Below are 23652 nucleotides of genomic sequence, written 5' to 3'. Positions count from 1 at the left end.
CTCAGTCCTATTGACACTTTTTATTGTGGATTCTTTACTCAATTGCCAAGTGATGATGTTGTAGCCAACTGTCTATTCTGAAAAGAAAAAACGAGGTGATATTATTGGGGTATAATGAAAAAGTGGTGTTAATTACAGGTGGAGCACAGGGAATCGGCAAAGAAACCGCTAAACAATTTCTTCAAGAGGGTGCAAGTGTCGTCATATGTGATTATGATGAGTCGGCTGGTAAAGCAGCATTAGAGGAATTAAATAATGAAAAGGTAGAGTTTTATAAAGTGGATGTCACAGACAGTAAGCAAATCGAGGAGATGGTTCAGTCAACAGTAAATAGGCATAACAGAATTGATGTCCTAATAAACAATGCTGGGATCACACTTGATGGCTTTCTGACAAAAATGGATGAATCCGCTTGGGAAAGGGTCATTGCTGTAAACCTGTCAGGTGTTTTTAAATGCACAAAAGCTGTCGCACCTATTATGTTAAATCAGGGATCAGGAGTTATACTAAATGCCTCTTCTGTCGTTGGTTTATACGGTAATATTGGTCAAACCAACTATGCTGCTACAAAGGCGGGCGTGATTGGGCTTACGAAAAGCTGGGCGAAAGAATTTGGACCAAAGGGGATCCGCGTCAATGCCGTTGCCCCGGGCTTTATTGAAACGGGTATGACTGCAGCTGTTCCCGATAAGGTACTTCAATTCATGAAGGAAAAGACGCCGCTTAGAAAGCTCGGCAAACCGGAGGATATCGCTGCAGCGTATTTATTCTTAGCTTCAGATAAGGCTAATTATATAAACGGAACAATATTAAGTGTGGATGGCGGCTTAGTGATATAACTTTTAAAGCTAAATTGGAGGGAGAAATCATGATTTCTCTCTTTTTTTGTTTTTACGATAATACCTATAATTATATTAAAATAAAAACAGTAAAAAACTTTTCTACAAAATCTGTCATATTCCTACGAAGTCCATCAAAAAGCTTCTTGCTGTTTGGAAGCATAGGTGATTCTTATTTTTATGAAGCTTTTCCATTGCCATGAGTAGCTATTTGCATGTTTAATAAGGTGAATAACTAACCACATGGCTCATTAATTATTAATACCAATAGAGAAAAAACTCTGAATTTGTCGAATCTTTTGTCACGAAAAGTTCAGCCAGATGTAGTAATATTTGTGTGGGATTAATATTTGAATACATAAATTGATTTGGGGGAGATTTTAGTGTCAGTAAACGAAGTTGTCATTGTAAGTGCGGTTAGAACAGCAATTGGTAGTTTTTTGGGAGGTTTAGAAAATGTTTCAGCCACTCAGTTAGGGACCACTGTTATAAAGGCAGCTATTGAACGAGCTGGAATTAATGCTAATGATGTGGATGAAGTGATTATGGGGAATGTTTTACAGGCAGGATCTGGTCAGAACCCAGCAAGACAAGCTTCCCTCGCCGCTGGAATTCCTCAAGAGGTACCAGCTTTGACCATTAATAAGGTTTGTGGATCTGGATTAAAAGCGGTTCACTTAGCTACTCAAGCGATTCTTGCTGGGGAGTCTGAAGTAGTAGTTGCCGGCGGAATGGAAAATATGAGTCAAGCACCATATCTATTAAAAGGTGGGCGAAATGGCTTTAAGATGGGCGATCAGAAAATCCTAGACAGCATGATTCAAGATGGATTATGGTGTGCTGAAAATGATTATCATATGGGAATTACAGCAGAAAATCTTGCTGAAAAATATGAAATCACACGTGTTGAACAAGATGAATTTGCAGCATCGAGTCAGCAGAAGGCTCAAGCAGCGATTGAATCCAATCGTTTTGATGATGAAATTGTCCCTGTTGAAGTACCTGGCCGCAAAGGACAAGTGACATTATTCAGTCAAGATGAATTCCCACGGTTTGGAACGACTGCAGAAGGATTAGGTAAGCTTCGTCCTGCATTTAAAAAGGATGGAAGCGTCACAGCTGCTAACTCTTCAGGAATTAACGATGGTGCGGCAGCATTTGTTGTGATGAGCCGTAAAAAGGCAGACGAATTAGGAGTTACACCTTTAGTTACGATTAAAGCGAATGCTACTGCAGGTGTAGATCCAAGTATTATGGGAATCGGTCCAGTTCCAGCTGTAAAAAAAGCACTTAAAACCGCTTCTTTATCATTAGAAGACATTGAATTAATTGAAGCAAACGAAGCATTTGCTGCACAATCGATTGCAGTAGATCGCGAGCTTCAATTCAATAAAGAAAAATTAAATGTTAATGGTGGGGCCATTGCTCTTGGACATCCAATCGGTGCGAGTGGAGCGAGAATCTTGGTTACTTTAATCCATGAATTAAAGAAAAGAGAAAATCGCTACGGTCTAGCTACGTTATGTGTCGGTGGAGGACAAGGTGTAGCTACCATTATCGAAAATGTTAAATAGGAATGTATGAATAATGGAAAAATGGCTTGGAGGAAAACTCCAAGCCATTTTTTTATCGTATAATTTCATTATGTTGATAACCACTTTTAGTCGCATACACTTCATACCATTTGTATTGCGGGGCTTTAAACCACTCGTATTGCGGCAAATAAACCAAATACCTCACATTGCCATCTGAATCAAGCATTGTTTTAAATATTTTTACAAAACCAAATCCAAAGGTTTGATCTAAATAACCTTCCATTCCGTCGCGGACATGATTTTTTTCAGCTTCTTTTTCCTCCTTATGTAACGTCATCAGGCCATCAACAAAGATACTTAACAAGACCAAAGTAATTGCAATTAGTACGAAAACAAATAAATTGAACAATTGAATATCCTCCTATGCTTTTTTGGTTAGATACATATGTATGATTCCTACACGCTAAACTCCCGAAAGTTTTTATAAAGGAAAGTAAATCAACATTTATTTATCTTCCTTCTAACTTCAGCTAATTCAAAAACCTCCTTTTCATAGATGATTTCATTCTGATTGTACATCCGACGAGGAAGATAAGATGTGATTTATAATACATATTTGGGGCATTTACAGCTTTTTTTCTTTTCTACTAATAAAGTTGAAAAAATATCAAGTATTACTATTTCACTTTCATAACAGTATAATCATGAATGGGAGATGATATTAATGAACAAAAAAGACATCGCAAATATCCGTAAACAATTTAAATTAGATAATCATCTTATGCAAATTCAAGAAATCTTCAACGTTTATGTCAAGAAAGAATCAGGTGAGATTTACCATCAAGTAAGTCAACCATTTCAAATGTTAGAACTAGAAACACAAGAATTATTTTTGGCAAACTTCAAAAAAGTTTTGACAGGAAATCTGGATACTAAACTATTTGAGCTGAAATTTAGGCGTGATGTGGAGGACAGCACACAAACGATCCTCTTTGAAGGCCTACAAGCCGACGTATCGGAAGATTGGAAAGAAAATATGCTGCAAATCGTCGAGAAAATGTTTGCGCATGCAGCATATGAATTTGATACAGTGGTCACATTTATCCGCGGAGAATACAAAAAGGCGGCACGGAAACGGAATACAGAATCTGAGGAAGGCGGGGATGATGAGGTTTATTCCAGCAAGTTTATCCTTAGCAGTCTGAATAAAACCGATCAGCCCAAAAAAGCCTTAATGTTTGATTATATCGAGAAAGAATTTAAGTCCTATCATATCGTTGACCCGATTATTAATGTAGATTCACCCTTGTCTGGATTTCTATTTCCTGCTTTTAATGATAATGCTGCAGATGTGAACAATATTCTCTATTGTGCCGGAAAAGCGAATCAACCAGATGGAACCTTTATTGAAGAAGTCCTCAATTGTGAAGTGATCATTACTGCACAGGAAGACAAGGACATCTTTGAACTGATCGTAAAAGAAGTGGTGGGAGAGCAAGTAGATACTAGAGTCATTGCTAATGTCTATGAGGAAATTGATAAGGTGATACAGGAGAATGTAGAAAATGAGGAAAGTGAATCACCTAAGTTGGATTATCGGGACATCGAACGCATTTTAACGGTAAGCGGAGTTGAAAATGTTGAGACTGCCAAAGTGGAACATGCCTTTAAAGCTGTTATTGATGATGAGAATCATGAATTCAAAGCAAATAGTTTAATCCCTAAATCCATAAAAATCAGTACTAGGGTTGCAGACGTAACCATCAACCCAAAAGAGCTGAAAAATTTAAAATATATTACATACGAAGGAAAACGGTGCCTCTTGTTAGAAGTAGATGAGGATATAGTCCTCGAAGGATTTCGACTGGAAACAAACTCACTCTAGTGGATTTTAAGGGATAGGTCTCTGTTTATGTGATTCTATTTAATGCGTATCTTACTAACGGTATTAACCGACGCTAAAATCTGGTTCATTTAAACCAGAAACTAATGCATCCCTAGCTGCTAATAAACTAAATCTTATGAAGAAAAGCTGTCCATTTAGTGCCTCGTTTTCTTCGCTTTGCACGATCGCCTGGTCCAGATAATTAATGGTCAATTCAATTTTATCTAATGCAAGCGAGATTCGGTTGTCAGATAGATTTATTAGGTGTTGGTTATCTTCGCTTTGAGGAACGATTGGTGTATTTGGAAAAACAGGGTCGCTTGGGAAATAAGTATCGAACGGTAGTGCCTTCATGGCAAGATAAGCTTCTGTAAGATGATCGACGACATCTTGGTAAAATTGAACTTTTATTGGATTTGGCGGCAACGGAAAAGCGGATAGTTCCAGGAAAAGGATTAAGGCACTATCGGCAAATCGAATGGCTTGTACCGTATAAGCCAAAGCTGTTCGAACATTCGTAACTAGGGTAGCTGACATTTTTTTCACTCCAAACTGATGAATTATTTTAGTATATGTAATATATTCGAGCCCGTAAAGGACACATAGGTAATTTTATTTGAACAGGCTGATAAATATTTATCGGGAATAGTTATGGAATATACGGGGGATAATACTTCCATATTATGTAAAGGATGAGTGATATGGAACCTACCCGTATTCTATTAACCGCTCCGGAAATCTCTAGTCTTTGGACTCAATATATGTTCGATTCAATGTCGATTTGTTTTATTAAATATGCACTTGAACACATGGAGGACCAAGAGATTATTGAAATATATCAACAATCTCTTGAGCTTTCAGAGAGACATGTCCAACAAGTTAAGCAGTTTTTTGAGGGCGAGAATTTTCCTATTCCACATGGGTTTAGTGAAGAAGATGTAAACATTCATGCCCCGCGTCTGTTTCAAGACCCATTCTATCTTTATTATATGTATATTATGGTATTAGAGGGGTTAACAGGCTACTCACTTTCTGTCAGTACTTCGATTCGGGCAGATCTCCGCACCTACTACATTAAATGTAATACTGAAACCATGATGCTGTTTGAAAAAATAGTCGACACGATGCTTACTAAGGGTATTTTATCAAGACCACCGGTCATTGCACCTGCAAAAGCGGTTGACTTTGTTAAGCAGCAAAGTTTTTTAAATGGCTGGTTTGGGGAACGTCGCCCGTTAACTGCCTTAGAAATTGGCGACATTTCTTTTAATTTGAACAAAATGCATCTACATGTGGCATTAAAGGTTGGCTTTAGTCAGGTTGCTGCTTCTAATAAGGTTCGGAAGTTTATTTATAGAGGAAAGGAGATTGCTAATAAACATATAGATACATTCGAGAACATTTATCGGGAAGAAGCTCTGAATTATCCTATTTCATGGCAATCACAAGTAACGGACTCTACAACTGCCCCTTTTTCTGATAAATGGATGATGTATCAAATCCAATTATCAACGCAATTGGCTATTGCTCTTTACGGAACAGCGTTAAGCGTGTCCTCCAGAAGGGATCTTGGCGAAAAGTATATTGTTCTGACAAGTGAACTTCTAAGATTTGCAGAAGATGGAGCGAACCTCATGATTGAAAATGGTTGGTTAGAAGAGCCGCCGAAAGCAAGTGATCGTCGAGCATTATCAAAAGGGAAAACGGAAGGTACAAAAAATAGCGACTAAGCGATTTTTTTGAAAAATATTTGCTAATCAAAAAGACGATTCGAGTCCGAATCGTCTTTTTGATTAGCTTAAATTTATGCCGTTACTTTTGATTTAACACGCTCTGTAACTTTTTTGCTCATTTTTGTGGAGAAAGGAACCACCGAGCGGTCTAAACCAAACGGAAACGAAACTAAGCTGCGAGGGTAGGTATGTTTTGGGTCATTATTTTAGAGGTTGTACATACATTTATATAAGAATACACGACAAAAACGATGAGTAAAGAATTTGAGTGTAAAAAAGCGTAGGAAAGGGAGACGAAATGGGATTTCTACAGGAAATGATCAATAGTTATAGTTCATTTTTTTCACTAGAAGCTCTAGAAAAGGTATTTTCTAATCCTGCCAGCTGGGGAGTTATAGGGACACTTGTTATTCTTGAAGGGTTACTCTCTGCTGATAACGCCCTTGTTTTGGCAATATTGGTAAAAAAATTACCGAAAGGTCAACGAAAGAAAGCCCTCTTTTATGGGATTTTTGGCGCTTATCTATTCCGCATTTTAGCGATTGGACTAGGAGTTACCTTAATCAATATTGGTTGGATAAAAATTGTCGGCGGTCACTACTTATTATGGATTGTGGTTCAAAACTTTATCAAGAATAACGATGGAGAAGATGAAATCCCCAAACAAAAATCGGGCTTTTGGAGAACGGTGCTAACGGTGGAGTTAATGGATATTGCCTTTAGTTTGGATAGCGTAATTGCCGCCTTTGGAGTTTCTAATCAGCAGTGGGTCCTCTTCCTTGGTGGGGTGATCGGGATATTAATGATGCGTGGGGTAGCGCAACTCTTTCTATCATTAATAGAGAAGGTCCCTGAAATCGAAACCACTGCCTTTATCTTAATTGCGATTATTGCCATAAAAATGATTGTTTCTGCCTTCGGTTTTCAATTCGACGAATTTGTTTTCTTTTCTATCTTAATTGCCGTCTTCTCAGGAACATTTTTAGTCCATGCTGTTCGGAAGAATTCAGGGAATCAGAGGACCCTTTAAAAACTTAGATTTATTGAATGAAAGACCAAGAACACTGGTCTTTTTTTTGCGGAGTAAAGGTTCATTATTCATAGATATTTCATGATTGTATGTAAGTATTTTCCTCCTGTGTGAGATAATCTATTTGATTTAATAAAAAACGTAGGAAAGAATTTAATAACAGGGGAGAGATGATCTAATGATTATTGAAAGCATTTGTCCTAATTGCGGAGAGATTAATAACATAGAACATCATGGTGAAAAAATTCTTACTGTCGAATGTAAAAACAACCATTATTATGAACATATTGTCATTCCATACTCAAGAATGGCTGTAATTAAGGACGATAAACGAAGAAAGTTGGAGGAAATGATTGTCGAGAAAAAATTCCATCGAATGAGTGATAAATCAACTATTTGTCTGTTGATCTTTGAAAATGGTTATGAAGTCGAAGGACGTTCAACCGTTCGTGACCAGGCTGATTTCCGTTTAGTAATCGGGCAAGATAAAGCATATGAGCAAGCCTTAAAACATGCGATGGTTGCGATGGGAGCTTATTTGGTATAACTTGTCACAAATTTGCGGTAGTAAGATTTTTCGGAACCATCCATTTATTTGGGTGGTTTTTGTTATTTAGACTTTCGGAAGATAATTTCTGGATGCGAATATTTCGGAACTGAAAATAATTGATTAGTATGTTAATATTAACAATATGAAAATTAATCAAAGGAAAAGAATTACATAATTAGATCAAAACGCGGGAGGTGGAATCGCATGCTAAACTGGAAGCGTAACTTATGGGTACTTTGGATTGGGGTCTTTTTTACAGCAGCAAGCTTTTCCATGGTTATTCCCTTTTTGCCTATTTTTCTTTTGCAAATTGGTGTACATGAACATACAGTAATGTGGGCGGGATTGTTATTTAGTTCGGCTTTTTTTGCAGGTGCGATTGCATCGCCGTTTTGGGGCAGGATGGCAGATAAGTATGGGAGAAAGCCAATGATCATCCGGGCGGGATTTGTCCTTTTTGTCATTTATACGTTAATGGCTTTTGTCACAAATCCCTATCAAATATTAGTACTACGAATCTTACAGGGCTTACTAAGTGGGTTCATTCCTGGTGCGATTGCGTTAATAGGTACCAATACACCTAATAATAAGGTGGGTTATGCACTTTCCCTCATATCCACCGCATCAGCATCAGGCACAATCCTCGGTCCCTTGTTAGGCGGGGGTATTTCCCATTTAGTAGGAAATCGCTGGGCCTTTGCCACAGCAGGAATGATCGTTTTCTTTGCGACACTCCTGATTATTTTTTGGGTAGTTGAGGAAAATTTTACGCCAAGTAAGGTTCGAGGTTCCATTAAAACAGACTTTAAAGTGGCGTTAACCAATCGTCCTTTCGTACTCGTTCTAATTCTCACTGTGCTCACAAGTTGTTCCGTGATGACAATTGAACCAGTTCTTCCATTATATATTGTGAAACTGGGTGGAACGTCCGAAAACGCCTCGTTATTAGCAGGTATAGTATTTTCACTTCCTGGAATCGCCAGTGCTCTGTTTGCTCCATTTTGGGGAAAATGGGCTGATAAAGTTGGCTTTCAACGAGTGTTATTTATCGGGTTGCTAGGCGGAGGATTAGGGACCCTTGCACAAGTTTTATTCAGTCAAATTTGGGGATTTTCGTTGATTCGCTTTGTTTTTGGAATATTTTTCTGCGCAGTTTACCCGGCGTTGAATGGACTTGTTGTAAAATCGACTCCTGAGGATTTCCGGGGCAGGGCCTTTAGTTTAAATCAAACGGCCAACCAAATCGGTGGCATGACGGGTCCAATGATCGGGGGATTTCTCGGTGGGATTTTTCCTGTCCAAATGGTTTTTATCGTAACGGGAATCTTACTTTTAATTGCAACCAGCATGGCTTATTGGAATGGAAATAATTTAAGCAGTAAAGCGCTAAAGAGAAAAGCTCTTTCGTGATTTGATTTATTAATAGTAAAAACCTCTTTTTCAATTATGGATGAGAGGTATTTTTGTGTTAAATTAGATGCATACAACAATTACATAAAGGATGGGTAAGCGTGTTAGATCAAGTAAAAGAGAACAATATTGATTTAAGAAATTTAAGTTCAGATTGTGGGAATTGTTTTGGATTATGCTGTGTAGCCTTACCCTATGCTAAATCGACTGATTTTGCAGTAGATAAAGAAGCAGGGAATCCATGTCCAAATTTGCAGTCAGATTACAGTTGTAAGATTCATAAGAACCTCAGAGAAAAGGGATTCAAAGGCTGTGTCGGATACGAATGCTTTGGTGCCGGTCAAAAGGTTTCGCAAGTTACCTTTGGTGGAAAGGACTGGCGCGATAATCCAGACTTGGCAAAGGAAATGTTTGATGTATTTCCGATTATGCAACAACTCCATGAGATGCTTTGTTATTTAAATGAAGCTCTTTGTAAAGAAGAAGCACGGCCTATTTTTAAAGAATTGAGATCTGCTTTAGAAATTACTGAGAAACTCACAAATCTGAGTGCTCAATCAATCTTAGGGTTAGATATTCCTGCCCATAGAAGGATTGTCAATGATTTACTTCTCAAGGCAAGCGAACTGGCACGTGCTAGAGTTTCGACCAAGAAAAACGTAAAAAGGCGAGACTTTTTAGGAGCAAAATTAAAGGGAGCAAACCTTAGAGGAGCTAATTTAAGAGGGGCATTACTAATTGCGGCGGATTTAAGAAAAGCTGACCTGAGAACGGCTGATCTCATTGGTGCAGACTTGAGAGATGCTGATTTAAGTGGGGCAAATTTAATAGGATGTCTGTTTCTGACCCAAGCACAAATTAATTCAGCAAAGGGCGATCAGACTACTAAATTACCGTTGGCATTACGGTTTCCGGATCATTGGAAAGAAGATTGATTACGGGATCGGCTGAAATATAGGGTATTGATGACTGAAACTCGAAAAAAAGAAAGACAGAGTCATCAATCGGAGTTATTGGCTACTCAAACTATGAAAAAAGTAACGAAGCGGTCGCCAATAGGAGGTATTGACGACCGAACCAATGAAAAAAGTGATAGAGCAGTAGTCAATAGAGGTTATTGACTACCCGAAACTATGAAATTATTGAAGGAACGGTCGTCAATAGTCTGCTTCTTAAACATTAAACATACTACAAACCATGCATTTTACTTTCTACTTCGTCCCACGGCACGGAATAGCCTTGACCTTTAGAGCAGAAGATGGAGGACGAAGTATACTCTGGATCAGCATCCTTATGATAATCGATTCTCTCCATGACCTGGTTAGGATTATGGCAAGGGTAATAACCGCCGACAAGGAGATTCATAATTCCTTTTCCTTTCGTAATCGAAGCGAACTCAGGCCCATAATTCATAAAGGTGGCGACGGGAACTTTCCCGGTTAATAGGGTTTTATTTCCTTCCGTGATTGGTGGGTTAAAGCTGCCGTGCGCATTTTGAATGTCTGTTAGGACTTTCCCCATATGTTCTAAATCCAATCTGATCTTAAAATCATAGAAAGGTTCCAGCAGGATATTGCTTGCTTTTTCAAGCCCCTGCCGTAATGCGCGGAAAGCTGCCTCCCTAAAGTCCCCGCCAGTGGTGTGCTTATTATGGGATCTTCCTGTTAGTAAGGTCACCTTTAGATCGGTAATAGGAGAACCGGTTAGTAATCCATGATGGTCCCTCTCAAAAAGGTGATTCTGGATGACGTTCTGGGTACCGACCGGTAAATGATCAGAATGACATACACTTTCGAATCGAAGCCCGCTATTTCTTTCTGCAGGTTCTATTTTTAGATGGACCTCCGCATAATGTCCTAACGGTTCAAAATGGCCATAACCGATGACTTCTGAAGTGATTGTTTCTTTATATAAAATCTCTGGTTCCGCAAATGAGACATCGAATAGAAAGCGTTCTTTAATTACGTGTTTAAGTACTTCAAGTTGGATGGTTCCCATGATATGAATATGAATTTCCTGGGTGCGTTCTTCCCAGATCACATTCAGGGCAGGGTCCTCTGCATCTAACATTTTAAAATACTTCAACACTTCTTTCGCATTCATCGATGGTTCGAAAATCACTTTGGATTTTAACGTGGAAACCAACTCGTATTCGGCTTTTTCTTCTAATGTCCCAAGCCCATCCCCAGCAGAAGCGGTCGAAAGACCTATTACGGCAAAAATATCACCAGCGACCACTCGTTCTACGGTAGTAAATTTACTTCCATTATAAAGTCTTATCTGCGTAATCTTTTCGCAGATGAAGTTTTCTTCATCCTTATAGCATAATTCGTCCCTTGCTTTTAATGCCCCGCGAAGTGCTTTAATAAACGTAATTCTTGTCCCTTTTTCATCATAGCGAATCTTATAAACACGGCCCGCAAACGGTGGATCGCTTAGATAATTGGTAGCAGTTAAGAGGTCCATTTTTTCAAGAAAACTGTGAATGCCACTGTCATGTAGGGCGGAACCTTTGGCACAGGGGAAAAGTTGCTGTTGATTGATCATGGATCTCATGGTTTCTATCCAAAGTGATGGATCATATCCTGTAGCCATATATTTTTCTAAGAGAGGCTCATTACGTTCTGCAACAAATTCAACCAGTTCTTCGTTCATATGCCCCTCAATCAAAGACTCAGTAATCTCAATCACATCCGTGGTTAAATTGCTGCGAATCTCGTCTAAGACTCTTTCAGAATCTGCACCCGCACGATCGGTTTTATTAATAAAGAAAAAGGTTGGGACCTGATGCTTTTGTAAAAGTCTCCAGACGGTTTCCGTATGCCCCTCAATCCCTTCCACCGCACTAATAATCACAATCGCATAATCCATCACCTGAATTGCTCGCTCCATTTCGGGAGAGAAATCGACATGTCCCGGGGTATCAATCAAATAATAGAGAGATTCATTATAGGAAAACATGGCCTGATCGGCAAATACTGTTATCCCACGTTGTTTTTCGATGGTATGGGTATCGAGAAATGTATCCTGGTGATCGACGCGTCCTCTTTGTCTAATGGTTTTCGTATGATAGAGCAGTTGTTCTGCCAATGTGGTTTTTCCAGCATCGATATGAGCAAACATTCCAATCGTCTTTTTCATGATGCCACCTCAAATGTCGTTAACTTAATTTAACTATTATACCAAATTGGTTACCCATCGTACTGACAAATAGGTAGTGTAAGGAATTAAAATCAGGATCATGGGTTTTACAGCAGCCATTAGATGATAAATAGAAAAACACGGCAATTTCTCACCGTGTTTTTGTTTGCTTTCATCGTTAACAATCATGATGTTTATTAAGATGTAATGGAGGCGGGATTAACCAACCTTTTTCTTTATTTAAGCGCAGGACCTTTCCTCCAAGTGCAACCTTTTGATTATGGAATTGAGCATACATCATGGCAACATCTTCTCTAATGGATTTACCAATCACTGCGCTGCATGCAACTAAACCGGCAGCTATATCTGCACCAAGAGTAGCTGCGATAGCTGGATCGGGGATTCTTGCGCCAACAGGAATTTCTTCTAAGCATGCTTCAGGAGGCTCAGGTGCTGCTGGTGGTAAGCCAATGCCATTTTCTTTTAACAGCTCTTCCACTTGTTTCTTTTGTTGCTGGCATGTTTCAATTGCTTCAACTAATAATTTCTTTAAATCATCGTCACCGGCATGATTTAACATCGTTTGATAACCCGCAATCATACTATTTCCGACTAATTGTGAAGACCAGATATCAAAGACTTCACCGTAGTGCAAAGGTTCTTCCTTAGGATTTCCACTTAAAATTCCCATTGTAGCCCTCCTCAATGTATACGTTAGTTTATTCATACAAAGTGCCACCTTTCCTTTAGCACAGCACCTATATATTTTGTCCCGGAAAATCAGATTTCATGTGGCAGTTTACTTGAAGTATGTACAATTCAAGACACATTTTACTGTCGCATTAAATCGTGTAGGTATAAATAAAGAGATGAACCCTATATTAATGAAGGATGTTGTTTTTTTGATTAATGTATAGGGATCCATCTTGTTGAATCTCTGCATATAAAACGTTTGTGATATCTTGAACTCCAGCTTGCTGCAGTTTTTGTTCAAGCCATTCTGGTTTAATGTTCAGTTTAGTCAAATTCTTTTGGTCTATTACTCCGTCCGAAACAATCGCTGCATCTATCGGAGAAATACTTATTTTTGATGTTTCAATGTTCAAATCTTTTTTTGTTGCAGGCTGTTTGTTTTCTTTTTTCATCACAGAAAGCTCTCCATCTGTTTCAAAAATGGCAAATTCAACATCTGCTAAAGAGAAAACATCCTTCTTCCGAAGCAATGTATTAAGAGCATCAACACTTAGTCGAGTATCACGAAGTGACTTTTCAATGATTTGTCCTTTTTTAATGACGATCAAAGGTTCTCCCTCAATTACTTTTCGTGCTTTTTTCGATTTAAGATCAATCAAAGCCATTAAAATTGTAAAGAAACTCCAAGCAACTAATCCAATCACACCGTTAATAATTTTGATATCAGGAACTAAAGCTAGAGTACCAGCGATTTCACCGATTGCAATAGCAGAGACAAAATTAGAAAACGTCATTTGACTAATTTCTTTTCTACCCATTATTCTTGTTAAAATGAACAATACAAAAAATGATACAGTAATTCTAAATAGTAGCTCCCCATAGCCCATTTTTAGCCCACCCTTTATTTGTCGGTCGTGTAAAGCTTCAATATATATTTATTATTTGCGTAAGAAATGGCTTTTATTATGGGTAAACAGAGAGTTCCTTTTGAGGTAGTCTTTAAGGGAAGGATTCCTCTAATGGGTTCCCGAATACAAAAACCTTTTTAACCACTAATCCAATCCATTAAATTCCACCCAATACGGATTCAAAGTAAAAAAACAGGGATTTGTTGGGCGGCTGCAGAATTTAGTCTAATTGGAGAAACGATTACATAAAGGAGATTGAGAATTATGTTAGAAGAGGGTTACATTAATGTAACTGGTGGAAAGGTTTGGTATCAACTTTTTAATAAAAATGCCAAGGGAATTCCGGTTATTATTTTGCACGGCGGCCCAGGTTCATCGTGCTATTCGCTTCAAGGGTTAAAAGCATTAGCGGAGGAACGTCCAGTTATCTTTTACGATCAGTTAGGTTGTGGTAAATCAGATCGGCCAACAGATTTATCACTATGGAGAATTGAAAGGTTTGTTGAGGAATTGGCCCTTGTGAGACAAGCTCTTAACCTGAAAGAACTACATATTCTTGGCCATTCTTGGGGAACGACTCTGGCTGCAGCTTATTGTCTAACCAAACCGATAGGGGTGAAAAGTGTTATTTTCTCAAGCCCTTGTTTAAGTGCTCCATTATGGGAACAAGATCAAAGGCGTAATCTAGAAAAGCTGCCTAAAGAAATTCAGGAAACGATCAAAAGCTGCGAAGAAAATGGAACAACTGATTCAGAGGTATACAAATTTGCAACTGAACAATTTAACAAACACTTTGTCTGCCGTTTGGATCCCTATCCAGATTGGTTAAAGCAGGGCTCTCAAAATAGAAATCCTGAAATATATAATATCATGTGGGGACCTTCTGAATTTACCGTGCTTGGGAATCTAAGAGAATTTGATTGTACTCCACGTTTAAAGGAAATCACCTTTCCAACACTTTACACATGTGGTAGGTTCGATGAGGCTACACCGGAAACCACGCAATATTATAGCAGATTAACTCCAGCTTCCTCGTTCCATGTGTATGAGCACAGTGCTCATATGCCATATGTGGAAGAGCCGGATGAATACCTAAGAGTGACAGGTGACTTCCTCAAAAAAATTGATATTCTTAATGATTCCGAAACTTTTTGATTGAGGTTTTAAAATAATGGTTCCTAGGAAAAAATAAGTAAATCTATGATAAAAAACGCATTTTCCAAAGTAATGGTAAATGCGTTTTTTATCATAGGTCAGTTAATTTTTAAAAGAAGCTTTCGTTGGCGACCAGGTTTTCCGCCAAGACATTTGGGCTATGAATAACACGATCAATGCTACAATGCCAATCCCGGTATAAACAAGAAAGCCCGTGCCATACGATCCGGTAATCTCTTTAAGTGTTCCCAAGATATTTGGAACAAAAAATCCCCCAACCCCGCCGGCTGCCCCAACAATCCCGGTGATCATCCCAATCTCTTCTTGGAAACGCTTCGGAACCAATTGAAAAACCGCTCCATTTCCCATTCCCAAGCAGAGCATTCCAATAAACAATAAAGTGGTGACAACAGCTAATGACGGGAGTTGGCTCACACCAAGCATACTTAGTGCTATCCCGATGAATAGGAAGGTAAGCAGGCGGACTCCACCGATTTTATCTGCAATGAAGCCGCCGACGGGTCGGAAAAAGCTTCCGGCTGCTACACATAGGGTAACAAAATCGCCTGCTCTTACTTTTGATAAATCATATTGATCTACAAAAAAGATACTCAAGAAACTGGACAAACCAACAAATCCCCCGAAGGTAACACTGTACAGCAAACAAAAATACCATGTATCTTTTTGCTTAAATACTTTTAGATATTCTGTCACCGCTTTGGGCGCCGGTTGAGAAGGGGCATCTTTTGCCAAAAAGATATACAAGATAAAGACGAATAATAAAGGTATAAGTGCCAATCCTAAGACATTATGCCAGCCCAGTTGATCCGCAAGACGAGGTCCAAATAAGGTGGCAAAAAGCGTTCCGCTGTTTCCGGCACCTGCAATTCCCATTGCCAGTCCTTGTAAATGAGGCGGGTACCATCTGCTTGCCATCGGGAGAGCTGCAGCAAAACTGGCACCTGCTACACCAAGAAGAATCCCAATCATATAAAGTTCAGTTAAATTTTGACCATATAACCAACCCCAGACCAGTGGAATGATGGTAACGAGCATGCCACTGATGGCTGTTTTCCGCGGACCAATTCGATCCGTTAAGACGCCAAGAACAAGGCGAAAAAACGATCCGCTTAAGATCGGAACAGCCACAATAAAACCCTTCTGCGAGGGAGTAAGCCCAAAATCCTTAGTAATATACACCCCAAGTGCCCCTAAGATCACCCAAATCATAAAACTAACATCAAAGTATAAAAATGAAGCCGCTAACGATGGTGTATGACCACTTTTTTTCAAGTCTGATAACTTCATATTGTTGAACTCCTTTCTAAAAAACATTTTTTACGTGTTTCATAACTAGATCTCTTCTTGTTTACCATTCAAAACAGCTATCTTTTGAAAACATAACTCTAATTAGTAACACCAAGAATGAAAATATTCCAATCCCATTTTTCATCACTTTTCCTCCTAATCGTATTTGGTAATTGTATTACTCTTGCTTTGTTAAACAATAGCCTATCAAGAAGAAAGATGTCTCTTTTTGTGTAAGAAACCCTAACACAGAAACATATCGTGTTAGAAAATATAACACAAAGAATTCCTTTTGGAGAGATTTATGGAATAATAGGTGATATTTATATGTGCAGCTATCCACATAACTAATCGGCGGAGGTTCTTAGAATGAATAAGCAAAAGCTTGTATTGATAGGGAATGGAATGGCGGGCGTACGATGTATTGAGGAAATTTTACGAGTAGCACCACATTCTTTTGAGATGACCATTTTTGGAACTGAACCACATCTTAACTATAATCGTATCCAACTATCGTCTGTTTTGCAGGGAGGTACAACGTTTAATGATATTACGATCCATGATCGAACTTGGTATGACGAACAGAACATTAACCTGTTTACTGGAGAAACGGTAATAAAAATTGATCCCGAAAAACAAGTGGTAAAAACGAATAAAAATCGAGAATTCTCCTATGACCGACTAATCATTGCAACAGGATCCGTTCCATTTATACTCCCAATTACCGGTACAAACAACGAAGGAGTTATCGCGTTTCGGACCATTGAAGATTGTCAGAAAATGATTGAGGCAGCGAAACATTATAGGAAGGCAGTAGTCATTGGAGGTGGGGTCTTAGGTTTAGAAGCAGCCTTTGGGCTGCTCAATCTTGGGATGGAAGTAACGGTGGTTCATAACGGCCGAAATTTAATGGAAAGGCAACTGGATGAAAGAGCGGCAAAACTGTTGCAAACAGAGTTGGAAAAGCAAGGTTTGCGCTTTCTTTTTGACAAAGAAACAAAGGAGATTAACGGGACCAGTCGAGTTGGAGGAGTGTCTTTTAAAGACGGAACTGAAATCCCTGCTGATTTAGTTGTTATGGCTGTAGGGGTGAGACCGAATATTCGGTTAGCAAAGGATAGTGGAATAGATACAAACCGAGCGATTATCGTTAATGATTATCTGGAAACGAATATACCGAACATTTATGCGGTCGGTGAATGTGTGGAACATCAAGGAATCGTCTATGGATTAGTGAAACCACTTTATGATCAAGGGAAAGTCTTAGCCAAGCGAATTTGCGGGCTCGAATGCAAGGGTTATGAAGGAACGATTCTGTCGACTCAATTAAAAATATCTGGTGTGGATGTCTTTTCAGTCGGTCAGTTTACTTGTGATGAAAGATTTAAGTCGATTGAAATTCATGATGAGCTAGATGATGTTTACAAGAAGTTGGTGTTTGATGAATCCAAACTGGTTGGCGCGGTATTATTTGGTGATACAAGTGATCGTACAAGATTGTTAGATATGATTTTGAAAAAACAGAAGGTATCAGATGTGGAGAAAGTTACTCTTTTTCAAGCATTAAGAGGAGCCGAGGGTTCTGTCGCTTCCATGTCCCCCAGTGAAATAATCTGCAATTGTAACAGCGTCCCAAAAGGGGCAATTATTGAAGCTGTTCTAAAAACTGGATGTTCCACGGTTGAACAAGTGAAAAAGTGTACAAAGGCTTCCGCTTCATGTGGAGGCTGTAAACCGTTAGTATCCGAGCTTTTAACCTATATTCAGAGCGATGAATTTGATGAGGTGATTGAACAAAAGACACTGTGCTCCTGTACCTCGTTAACAGAAGATGACGTCGTTTATGAAATGCAAATGAAAGGCTTGTCTTCCGTTCAGGAAGTAATGGATGTACTAGACTGGCACAACAAAACGGGATGCGCCACTTGTCTTCCTGCCTTAGCCTATTATATTGGAATGATTTATCCGGAATATGAAAGCCAGCAGGAAACTCTTTTTGTGTCCGAAAAAATGAGTGCCATCTTACAACACGACGGGTCTTATACCGTTATCCCACAAATGTACGGTGGAAAAACCTCTGCAGCCCAATTGCGCACCATCGCCGAGGTTGCTGAGAAGTTTGGGATCTCGAATGTAGCTGTAACAAGTGAACAAAGAATTCATTTGATGGGAGTGAAGGAAGAAGACCTGTCCGACGTATGGGCTGCTTTGAATATGGCCGTAAGTGCAACGTATGGAAATATGGTTCAAAATGTTAAAACATGTATCGGTGAACATGTTTGCAGATGTGACAAACAACCTTCGCTTCAGCTTGCGGTTAACCTCGAAAGGAGATTGGAGTTTTTAATCACACCTTATCGCGTGAAAATGGGTATATCCGCATGTATGCATAATGGTGCAGGGTCAACCACAAAAGATATCGGTATCATTGGGACGGAATTGGGCTGGGAAATTTATGCTGGCGGGAGCAGCGGACGTCACATCCGTGCCGGTGAGTTATTATGCCTCGAGGCAGCGACCGATGATGTCATCGAAATCATATGCGGCTTTATTCAATATTACCGTGAGACAGCCAATTACCTTGAGCGAACTTGGCAATGGATTGAAAGGGTTGGTTTAGTGCATATAAGAGAAATATTGTTTGACCTTGAACTTCGCCAGCAATTGCTGATGCGGCTAGAGCAGGATAAATTCTTGCGGAGAACATCTTTAGAAAAAAGCTCAAAGTAATCATTTATCAGGATTTTAGTAGTCATTATAAATACCTATATATTAAAAAAAGGGGAAAGGGTGAGATACCATGACAGAGGCGCTATTAAAGTATTTCCGTACAAAAGAACAAGAAGTAAAATCGGAAAAAAGGTATGATACCCAATGTCCATTTTGCAGCATGCAATGTAAAATGCAATTGATCGAACAATCAATCGTTACTAGAAAAAAATATATAACCATTGGAAAAGACAATCCCACTTCAGAGGGGCGATTATGTATTAAAGGCATGAATGCCCATCAGCATGCTTTTCATAAGGAACGCTTGAAATATCCCATGGTAAAGGTCAATGGCGAATTTGTCCGGACTACATGGGAGAAAGCGTTAGACCTGATCAAAGAAAATTTTACGAAAATCCAGGAAGAAGCGGGACTGAATGCTTTAGCGGTTTATGGGAGTGCGTCAATCACGAATGAAGAAGCCTACTTATTGGGGAAATTTGCCCGTGTTGCTTTAAAAACAAAATACATTGATTATAATGGCCGTTTTTGTATGTCTGCCGCTGCATCTGCTGCTAGTCAAACGTTTGGATTGGATAGAGGATTCACTAATAGCTTGTCCGAAATCACATCTACTTGTTGTCTTATTTTAGCTGGGACGAATATTGCTGAATGTCAGCCCACAATTATGCCCTATTTCGAAAGGGCGAAAGAAAATGGTGCTTATATTATCGCCATCGATCCTCGGGAAACAGCAACAACGAAAATAGCAGACTTGCATTTACAACCGAAACCGGGTACCGATGCCGTGTTAGCTAATGGGTTATTGAAAGTTATTCTGGAAGAGAATTATGTGGATGAAGCGTTTATCCAAGAACGTGTGAACGGGTTTGAAGAAGTTCGGGAGTATGTATTATCGCTCTGTTTAGAAGAAATTGAAGAGATAACAGGAGTTCCCATCCCGCTTATTCGGAAAGCGGCAGTTAGGTTTGGCAAAGAAGAAACAGGAATGATTTTTACAGCGAGAGGAGTGGAACAGCACACAAATGGTACGCTGACTGTCCGTAATTTCCTAAATATTCTGTGTTCAACGGGGAAAATTGGCAAGTCAGGCTGTGGTTATGGAGCTATTACCGGACAGGGTAATGGACAGGGGGCGAGAGAGCATGGCCAGAAGGCAGATCAGCTGCCTGGATATCGTTCCATTGAGAACGAGGAACATCGAGAATATATTGCCCAAATTTGGGGTGTGAACAAGGATGATTTGCCCGGAAAGGGTGTTTCTGCCTATGAAATGATGGAGAAAATTGATGAAGGTGAAATTCAAGCGCTGTTTTTAATGTGCTCCAATCCGGTTGTCTCTAATCCGAATGCCCATTTCGTCAAAGAGGCTATGAAAAAGTTGAAATTCTTCGTGGCGGTCGATCTGTTCGTTTCAGAAACAGCAAAGTTAGCAGATTTGATCTTGCCTGCTTCCTCCTATTTAGAAGATGAAGGGACAATGACGAATCTTGAAGGACGAGTTACGTTGAGAGAAGCAAGCTATCCGTGTCCCGGAGAAGCCAAGCATGACTGGCAAATCATATGTGAAATTGCCCGTGTGCTTGGAAAAGAAGAGTATTTTTCCTTTTCAACTGCTGAGGAAATTTTTACGGAATTAAGACTGGCGAGCAATGGAGGGAAGGCAGATTATTCCGGAATGACATACGATCGTCTTAAAAAAGAAGGCGGGATCCTATGGCCGTGTCCAGACACTGACCACAAGGGGACGAAACGCGTTTTTGAGACTTCCTTCGCCCATTCTGACGGAAAGGCAGAAATGGTGGTCGTTTCGAACATCCCTGAGGTGCCTAAAGAACATGTGTCCGAAGAATTCCCGCTTTTTCTAACAACCGGAAGAGTCATGTCACACTATCTAACAGGAGTTCAAACAAGAAAAAGTCCCGCTTTAGCGGCAAGGAACATAGAACCGTTTATGGAAATTCATCCACAAACTGCAGTAAAATTTCAGATCCGGGACCAATCACTAGTAAAGATTGAATCGAGAAGTGGAAATGTTGTGGTGAGAAGTAAATGGTCGGAATCCATTCGTCATGATACCATTTTTGTTCCTTTTCACTGGGCAGACTCACAAAATATTAATCTCCTCGTTTCAAAAGAATTGGATCTCGCCTGCAAAATGCCTGGCTTTAAAGTCAGCGCCGTTAAAGTGCGGCCAGTTACTGATTTCTGAAATTAAAATTTCTGTGTTAGAAGACCTTACACATTAAGTTAGTTCTTGAGTGGGCTGTGATATAGTTTAAGAAACTTTCGAAGTGGAGGAAAGCTAACGTGAATAAGAAAAAGTTGGTTCTTGTAGGTAATGGAATGGCTGGAGTGAGAGCCATAGAAGAGATCTTGAAGGTATCGAAGGATTTATTCGAGATTACTATTTTCGGAAGCGAGCCACACCCGAATTATAATAGGATTCTGCTATCAAAGGTACTGCAAGGGGATACGAAGGTAAAAGACATAACGCTCAATGACTGGGAATGGTACACAGAGAACAACATTCAGTTGTTCGCAAGTGAAACAGTGATCAAAATTGATTCAGAAAGAAAAGTAGTTGTAACCGACTTAGGAAGAATTGAACCGTATGATGAACTGATTATTGCGTCAGGGTCTATCCCGTTTATCCTTCCGATTCCTGGAGCGGATAAGAAAGGAGTAACAGCCTTTCGGGATATAAAGGACACAGAGGTCATGCTTGATAATTCGAAAAAGTATAAAAAGGCAGCCGTGATTGGTGGTGGTTTGCTCGGACTCGAAGCGGCAAGAGGTCTTCTAAACTTAGGAATGGATGTTTCGGTCATTCATCTCGCCCCGTATTTAATGGAGCGCCAATTAGACCCTCAAGCAGGGAAACTGCTGAAAAGAGAATTAGAACAACAGGGAATGAAATTTTTATTAGGAAAACAAACGCGAGAAATATTTGGGAATGATCGCGTAGAAGGTCTAAGGTTTAGCGATGGGACGTTGCTTGATGCTGACTTAGTCGTCATGGCAGTTGGTATCAAGCCAAACGTTGAATTAGCCAAAGAAACAGACATTGCTGTTAATCGTGGGATTGTCGTGAATGAATACCTGCAAACGAGCATTCCTAATATTTACTCGGTTGGAGAGTGTGCCGAGCACAATGGTACAGTTTATGGTCTGGTAGCCCCCTTATATGAGCAAGGAAGAGTATTAGCGAAACATATTTGCGGGTTGGGGACTACGGGTTATCAAGGCTCGGTATTATCCACACAGTTGAAGGTTTCAGGGGTTGATGTGTTTTCAGCCGGTGATTTTATGGAAGGCGAAGGGAAGGAAGCCATTAAAGTCTTTGATGGAAATGACAGCATCTATAAGAAGATTGTGTTAAAAGACAATCGAATTGTTGGTGCCGTGCTGTTTGGCGATAGCAGTGATGGGAACCGTCTTTTTTCGATGATTCAAAAGCAAGCAGACGTTTCCTTCACCACGAAGGTCTCGCTTCTTCAGCCTCTCAATGATGACTTTGGTGGCAGCTTAGTTGCATCCATGAGTGAAGAGGAAATCATCTGTGGATGTAATGGTGTATCCAAAGGGGCAATAATTCAGGCAATACAAAATCAAGGATGTTCATCGGTTGATGAAATCAAAGCTTGCACTAGTGCATCCAGGTCATGCGGAGGATGTAAACCGCTTGTTGCGGAAGTGTTAAAACTTACGCTCGGTTCAGAGTTTGACAGCACTGTCCAGAAAGAAGCGATTTGCAGCTGTACCCATTTAGCGAGAGATGAAGTCGTAGAAGAGATAAAAACAAAAGGGCTGACCCACATCAAAGAAGTGATGAATGTACTTGGGTGGAGTACTGAGGAAGGGTGTTCAAAATGCCGCCCTGCTCTGAACTATTACTTGGGTATGGTTCATCCGATTGATTATCAGGATGAAAAGGAGTCTCGATTTGTCAACGAGCGCATGCATGCAAATATCCAAAAGGATGGAACCTATTCTGTTGTTCCGCGTATGTACGGCGGTGTAACAAATGCACAGGACTTAAGACGGATTGCTGACGTGGTCGATAAATATGAAATACCGATGGTAAAACTAACTGGAGGTCAAAGGATCGACTTACTTGGCGTGAAAAAAGAAGATTTGCCGAAAGTATGGACTGATTTGGATATGCCGTCAGGTTCAGCCTATGGAAAATCACTGCGAACGGTAAAAACATGTGTCGGGGATCAATTCTGCCGTTTCGGCACCCAAGATTCACTTGGACTGGGGATCGACCTTGAAAAGAAATTTGAAGGCTTGCAAACACCACATAAAGTGAAAATGGCCGTTTCTGCTTGTCCGAGAAGCTGTGCGGAGTCAGGGTTTAAAGATATAGGTTTTATTGGGATTGATGGTGGCTGGGAACTTTATGTCGGTGGGAATGGCGGAACACATGTCCGCGGCGGAGACCTGCTATACACCGTAAAAACATCCGAAGAAGCGATGGAAATTACCGGTGCCTATCTTCAGTATTACCGTGAGACAGCCAACTACTTAGAACGGACGTCTGCTTGGATTGAACGTATTGGGTTGGCGCATGTCCGCTCTGTTCTTGATGATCATCAAAAACGTAAACAATTGAATACTCGTATCAATGATGCATTATCTGTTGTCAGAGATCCATGGAAGACGATAACGGAAGATGCAAAGATAAAAAAAGAATTGTTTGAGAGTGTAGTAAAGTCGTAGAAACCTACTA

18 protein-coding genes are annotated in these 23652 nt (G+C 39.8%); 12 read left to right on the top strand and 6 right to left on the bottom strand.

Going from position 1 to position 23652, the window contains the following annotated elements; genetic code table 11:
* The first annotated feature begins 104 nt into the window (after positions 1-104).
* Both fabG and RCG22_RS03545 read left to right on the top strand, forming a co-directional pair.
* The gene (gene fabG / locus RCG22_RS03550) at positions 105-839 is read left to right on the top strand and encodes a 3-oxoacyl-ACP reductase FabG (RefSeq protein ID WP_308105755.1); all 735 of its coding nucleotides are present in this window, start codon (positions 105-107) and stop codon (positions 837-839) included.
* Positions 840-1222: 383 nt separating this feature from the next.
* Positions 1223-2413, top strand: a complete 1191-nt coding sequence (locus RCG22_RS03545) for an acetyl-CoA C-acetyltransferase (protein ID WP_308105754.1) — start codon at positions 1223-1225, stop codon at positions 2411-2413.
* Positions 2414-2465: 52 nt separating this feature from the next.
* On the opposite strand, the gene RCG22_RS03540 is transcribed toward RCG22_RS03545, so the two are convergent.
* Entirely contained in the window at positions 2466-2783 is a 318-nt protein-coding gene (locus RCG22_RS03540; protein ID WP_308105753.1) for a hypothetical protein, read from the bottom strand.
* Between the two features lie 315 nt (positions 2784-3098).
* On the opposite strand from RCG22_RS03540, the gene RCG22_RS03535 reads away from it, so the two are divergent.
* A complete protein-coding gene (locus RCG22_RS03535; RefSeq protein WP_308105752.1) occupies positions 3099-4259 on the top strand; it encodes a DUF4317 domain-containing protein in 1161 nt (386 codons plus the stop codon).
* Between the two features lie 63 nt (positions 4260-4322).
* Here RCG22_RS03535 and RCG22_RS03530 read toward each other — a convergent pair whose 3' ends face one another.
* Positions 4323-4796 (bottom strand): plant Invertase/pectin methylesterase inhibitor family protein, encoded by a 474-nt coding sequence (locus tag RCG22_RS03530; RefSeq protein WP_308105751.1) that lies wholly within the window; start codon positions 4794-4796, stop codon positions 4323-4325.
* Between the two features lie 164 nt (positions 4797-4960).
* Between RCG22_RS03530 and RCG22_RS03525 the strand changes: the two genes are divergently transcribed.
* From RCG22_RS03525 to RCG22_RS03505, 5 genes are all read left to right on the top strand, one after another.
* Positions 4961-5989, top strand: a complete 1029-nt coding sequence (locus RCG22_RS03525) for a DUF3231 family protein (protein ID WP_308105750.1) — start codon at positions 4961-4963, stop codon at positions 5987-5989.
* A 301-nt stretch (positions 5990-6290) separates the two neighbouring features.
* Positions 6291-7022, top strand: a complete 732-nt coding sequence (locus RCG22_RS03520; RefSeq protein WP_308105749.1) for a DUF475 domain-containing protein — start codon at positions 6291-6293, stop codon at positions 7020-7022.
* Positions 7023-7200: 178 nt separating this feature from the next.
* Entirely contained in the window at positions 7201-7569 is a 369-nt protein-coding gene (locus RCG22_RS03515) for a Gp49 family protein (RefSeq protein WP_308105748.1), read from the top strand.
* Between the two features lie 207 nt (positions 7570-7776).
* Positions 7777-8982: an MFS transporter gene (locus RCG22_RS03510; protein ID WP_308105747.1), complete on the top strand. Its 1206-nt coding sequence runs from the start codon at positions 7777-7779 to the stop codon at positions 8980-8982.
* A 101-nt stretch (positions 8983-9083) separates the two neighbouring features.
* Positions 9084-9917: a pentapeptide repeat-containing protein gene (locus RCG22_RS03505; RefSeq protein WP_308105746.1), complete on the top strand. Its 834-nt coding sequence runs from the start codon at positions 9084-9086 to the stop codon at positions 9915-9917.
* Between the two features lie 253 nt (positions 9918-10170).
* Here the strand turns inward: RCG22_RS03505 and RCG22_RS03500 are convergent, their stop codons facing one another.
* The 3 genes from RCG22_RS03500 to RCG22_RS03490 form a co-directional block, all read right to left on the bottom strand.
* On the bottom strand, positions 10171-12123 hold the full coding sequence (locus RCG22_RS03500; protein ID WP_308105745.1) for a GTP-binding protein: 1953 nt from the start codon (positions 12121-12123) through the stop codon (positions 10171-10173).
* A gap of 178 nt (positions 12124-12301) precedes the next feature.
* A complete protein-coding gene (locus tag RCG22_RS03495; RefSeq protein WP_098262646.1) occupies positions 12302-12814 on the bottom strand; it encodes a DUF3231 family protein in 513 nt (170 codons plus the stop codon).
* A gap of 190 nt (positions 12815-13004) precedes the next feature.
* Positions 13005-13703 carry a YetF domain-containing protein gene (locus RCG22_RS03490; protein ID WP_308105744.1) on the bottom strand — a complete coding sequence of 233 codons (699 nt, stop codon included), beginning with the start codon at positions 13701-13703 and terminating at the stop codon, positions 13005-13007.
* A gap of 285 nt (positions 13704-13988) precedes the next feature.
* Here RCG22_RS03490 and RCG22_RS03485 point away from each other — a divergent pair, with 285 nt between their 5' ends.
* The gene (locus RCG22_RS03485) at positions 13989-14879 is read left to right on the top strand and encodes a proline iminopeptidase-family hydrolase (protein ID WP_308105743.1); all 891 of its coding nucleotides are present in this window, start codon (positions 13989-13991) and stop codon (positions 14877-14879) included.
* A 102-nt stretch (positions 14880-14981) separates the two neighbouring features.
* Here RCG22_RS03485 and RCG22_RS03480 read toward each other — a convergent pair whose 3' ends face one another.
* Positions 14982-16187 (bottom strand): nitrate/nitrite transporter, encoded by a 1206-nt coding sequence (locus tag RCG22_RS03480; protein WP_308105742.1) that lies wholly within the window; start codon positions 16185-16187, stop codon positions 14982-14984.
* Positions 16188-16556: 369 nt separating this feature from the next.
* On the opposite strand from RCG22_RS03480, the gene nirB (RCG22_RS03475) reads away from it, so the two are divergent.
* From nirB (RCG22_RS03475) to nirB (RCG22_RS03465), 3 genes are all read left to right on the top strand, one after another.
* Positions 16557-18917 carry a nitrite reductase large subunit NirB gene (gene nirB / locus RCG22_RS03475; protein WP_308105741.1) on the top strand — a complete coding sequence of 787 codons (2361 nt, stop codon included), beginning with the start codon at positions 16557-16559 and terminating at the stop codon, positions 18915-18917.
* A gap of 70 nt (positions 18918-18987) precedes the next feature.
* Positions 18988-21129 carry an assimilatory nitrate reductase catalytic subunit NasC gene (nasC, locus tag RCG22_RS03470; RefSeq protein WP_308105740.1) on the top strand — a complete coding sequence of 714 codons (2142 nt, stop codon included), beginning with the start codon at positions 18988-18990 and terminating at the stop codon, positions 21127-21129.
* Positions 21130-21227: 98 nt separating this feature from the next.
* Positions 21228-23642, top strand: a complete 2415-nt coding sequence (gene nirB, locus RCG22_RS03465; protein ID WP_308105739.1) for a nitrite reductase large subunit NirB — start codon at positions 21228-21230, stop codon at positions 23640-23642.
* Positions 23643-23652 lie beyond the last annotated feature (10 nt).

It is taken from the genome of Neobacillus nitrireducens, from assembly GCF_030915405.1.
In the GTDB taxonomy this organism is placed as follows: domain Bacteria; phylum Bacillota; class Bacilli; order Bacillales; family Cytobacillaceae; genus Neobacillus.
Note: the sequence above shows the minus strand (reverse complement) of the source record. Positions and strands in the feature narration are given on the sequence as shown.

Coding starts and splice junctions, on each gene's coding strand:
- RCG22_RS03535 (WP_308105752.1), top strand. CDS start 3,099: ATGAACAAAAAAGACATCGCAAATATCCGTAAACAATTTAAATTAGAT.
- RCG22_RS03530 (WP_308105751.1), bottom strand. CDS start 4,796: ATGTCAGCTACCCTAGTTACGAATGTTCGAACAGCTTTGGCTTATACG.
- RCG22_RS03525 (WP_308105750.1), top strand. CDS start 4,961: ATGGAACCTACCCGTATTCTATTAACCGCTCCGGAAATCTCTAGTCTT.
- RCG22_RS03520 (WP_308105749.1), top strand. CDS start 6,291: ATGGGATTTCTACAGGAAATGATCAATAGTTATAGTTCATTTTTTTCA.
- RCG22_RS03515 (WP_308105748.1), top strand. CDS start 7,201: ATGATTATTGAAAGCATTTGTCCTAATTGCGGAGAGATTAATAACATA.
- RCG22_RS03510 (WP_308105747.1), top strand. CDS start 7,777: ATGCTAAACTGGAAGCGTAACTTATGGGTACTTTGGATTGGGGTCTTT.
- RCG22_RS03500 (WP_308105745.1), bottom strand. CDS start 12,123: ATGAAAAAGACGATTGGAATGTTTGCTCATATCGATGCTGGAAAAACC.
- RCG22_RS03495 (WP_098262646.1), bottom strand. CDS start 12,814: ATGGGAATTTTAAGTGGAAATCCTAAGGAAGAACCTTTGCACTACGGT.
- RCG22_RS03490 (WP_308105744.1), bottom strand. CDS start 13,703: ATGGGCTATGGGGAGCTACTATTTAGAATTACTGTATCATTTTTTGTA.
- RCG22_RS03485 (WP_308105743.1), top strand. CDS start 13,989: ATGTTAGAAGAGGGTTACATTAATGTAACTGGTGGAAAGGTTTGGTAT.
- RCG22_RS03480 (WP_308105742.1), bottom strand. CDS start 16,187: ATGAAGTTATCAGACTTGAAAAAAAGTGGTCATACACCATCGTTAGCG.
- nirB (WP_308105741.1), top strand. CDS start 16,557: ATGAATAAGCAAAAGCTTGTATTGATAGGGAATGGAATGGCGGGCGTA.
- nasC (WP_308105740.1), top strand. CDS start 18,988: ATGACAGAGGCGCTATTAAAGTATTTCCGTACAAAAGAACAAGAAGTA.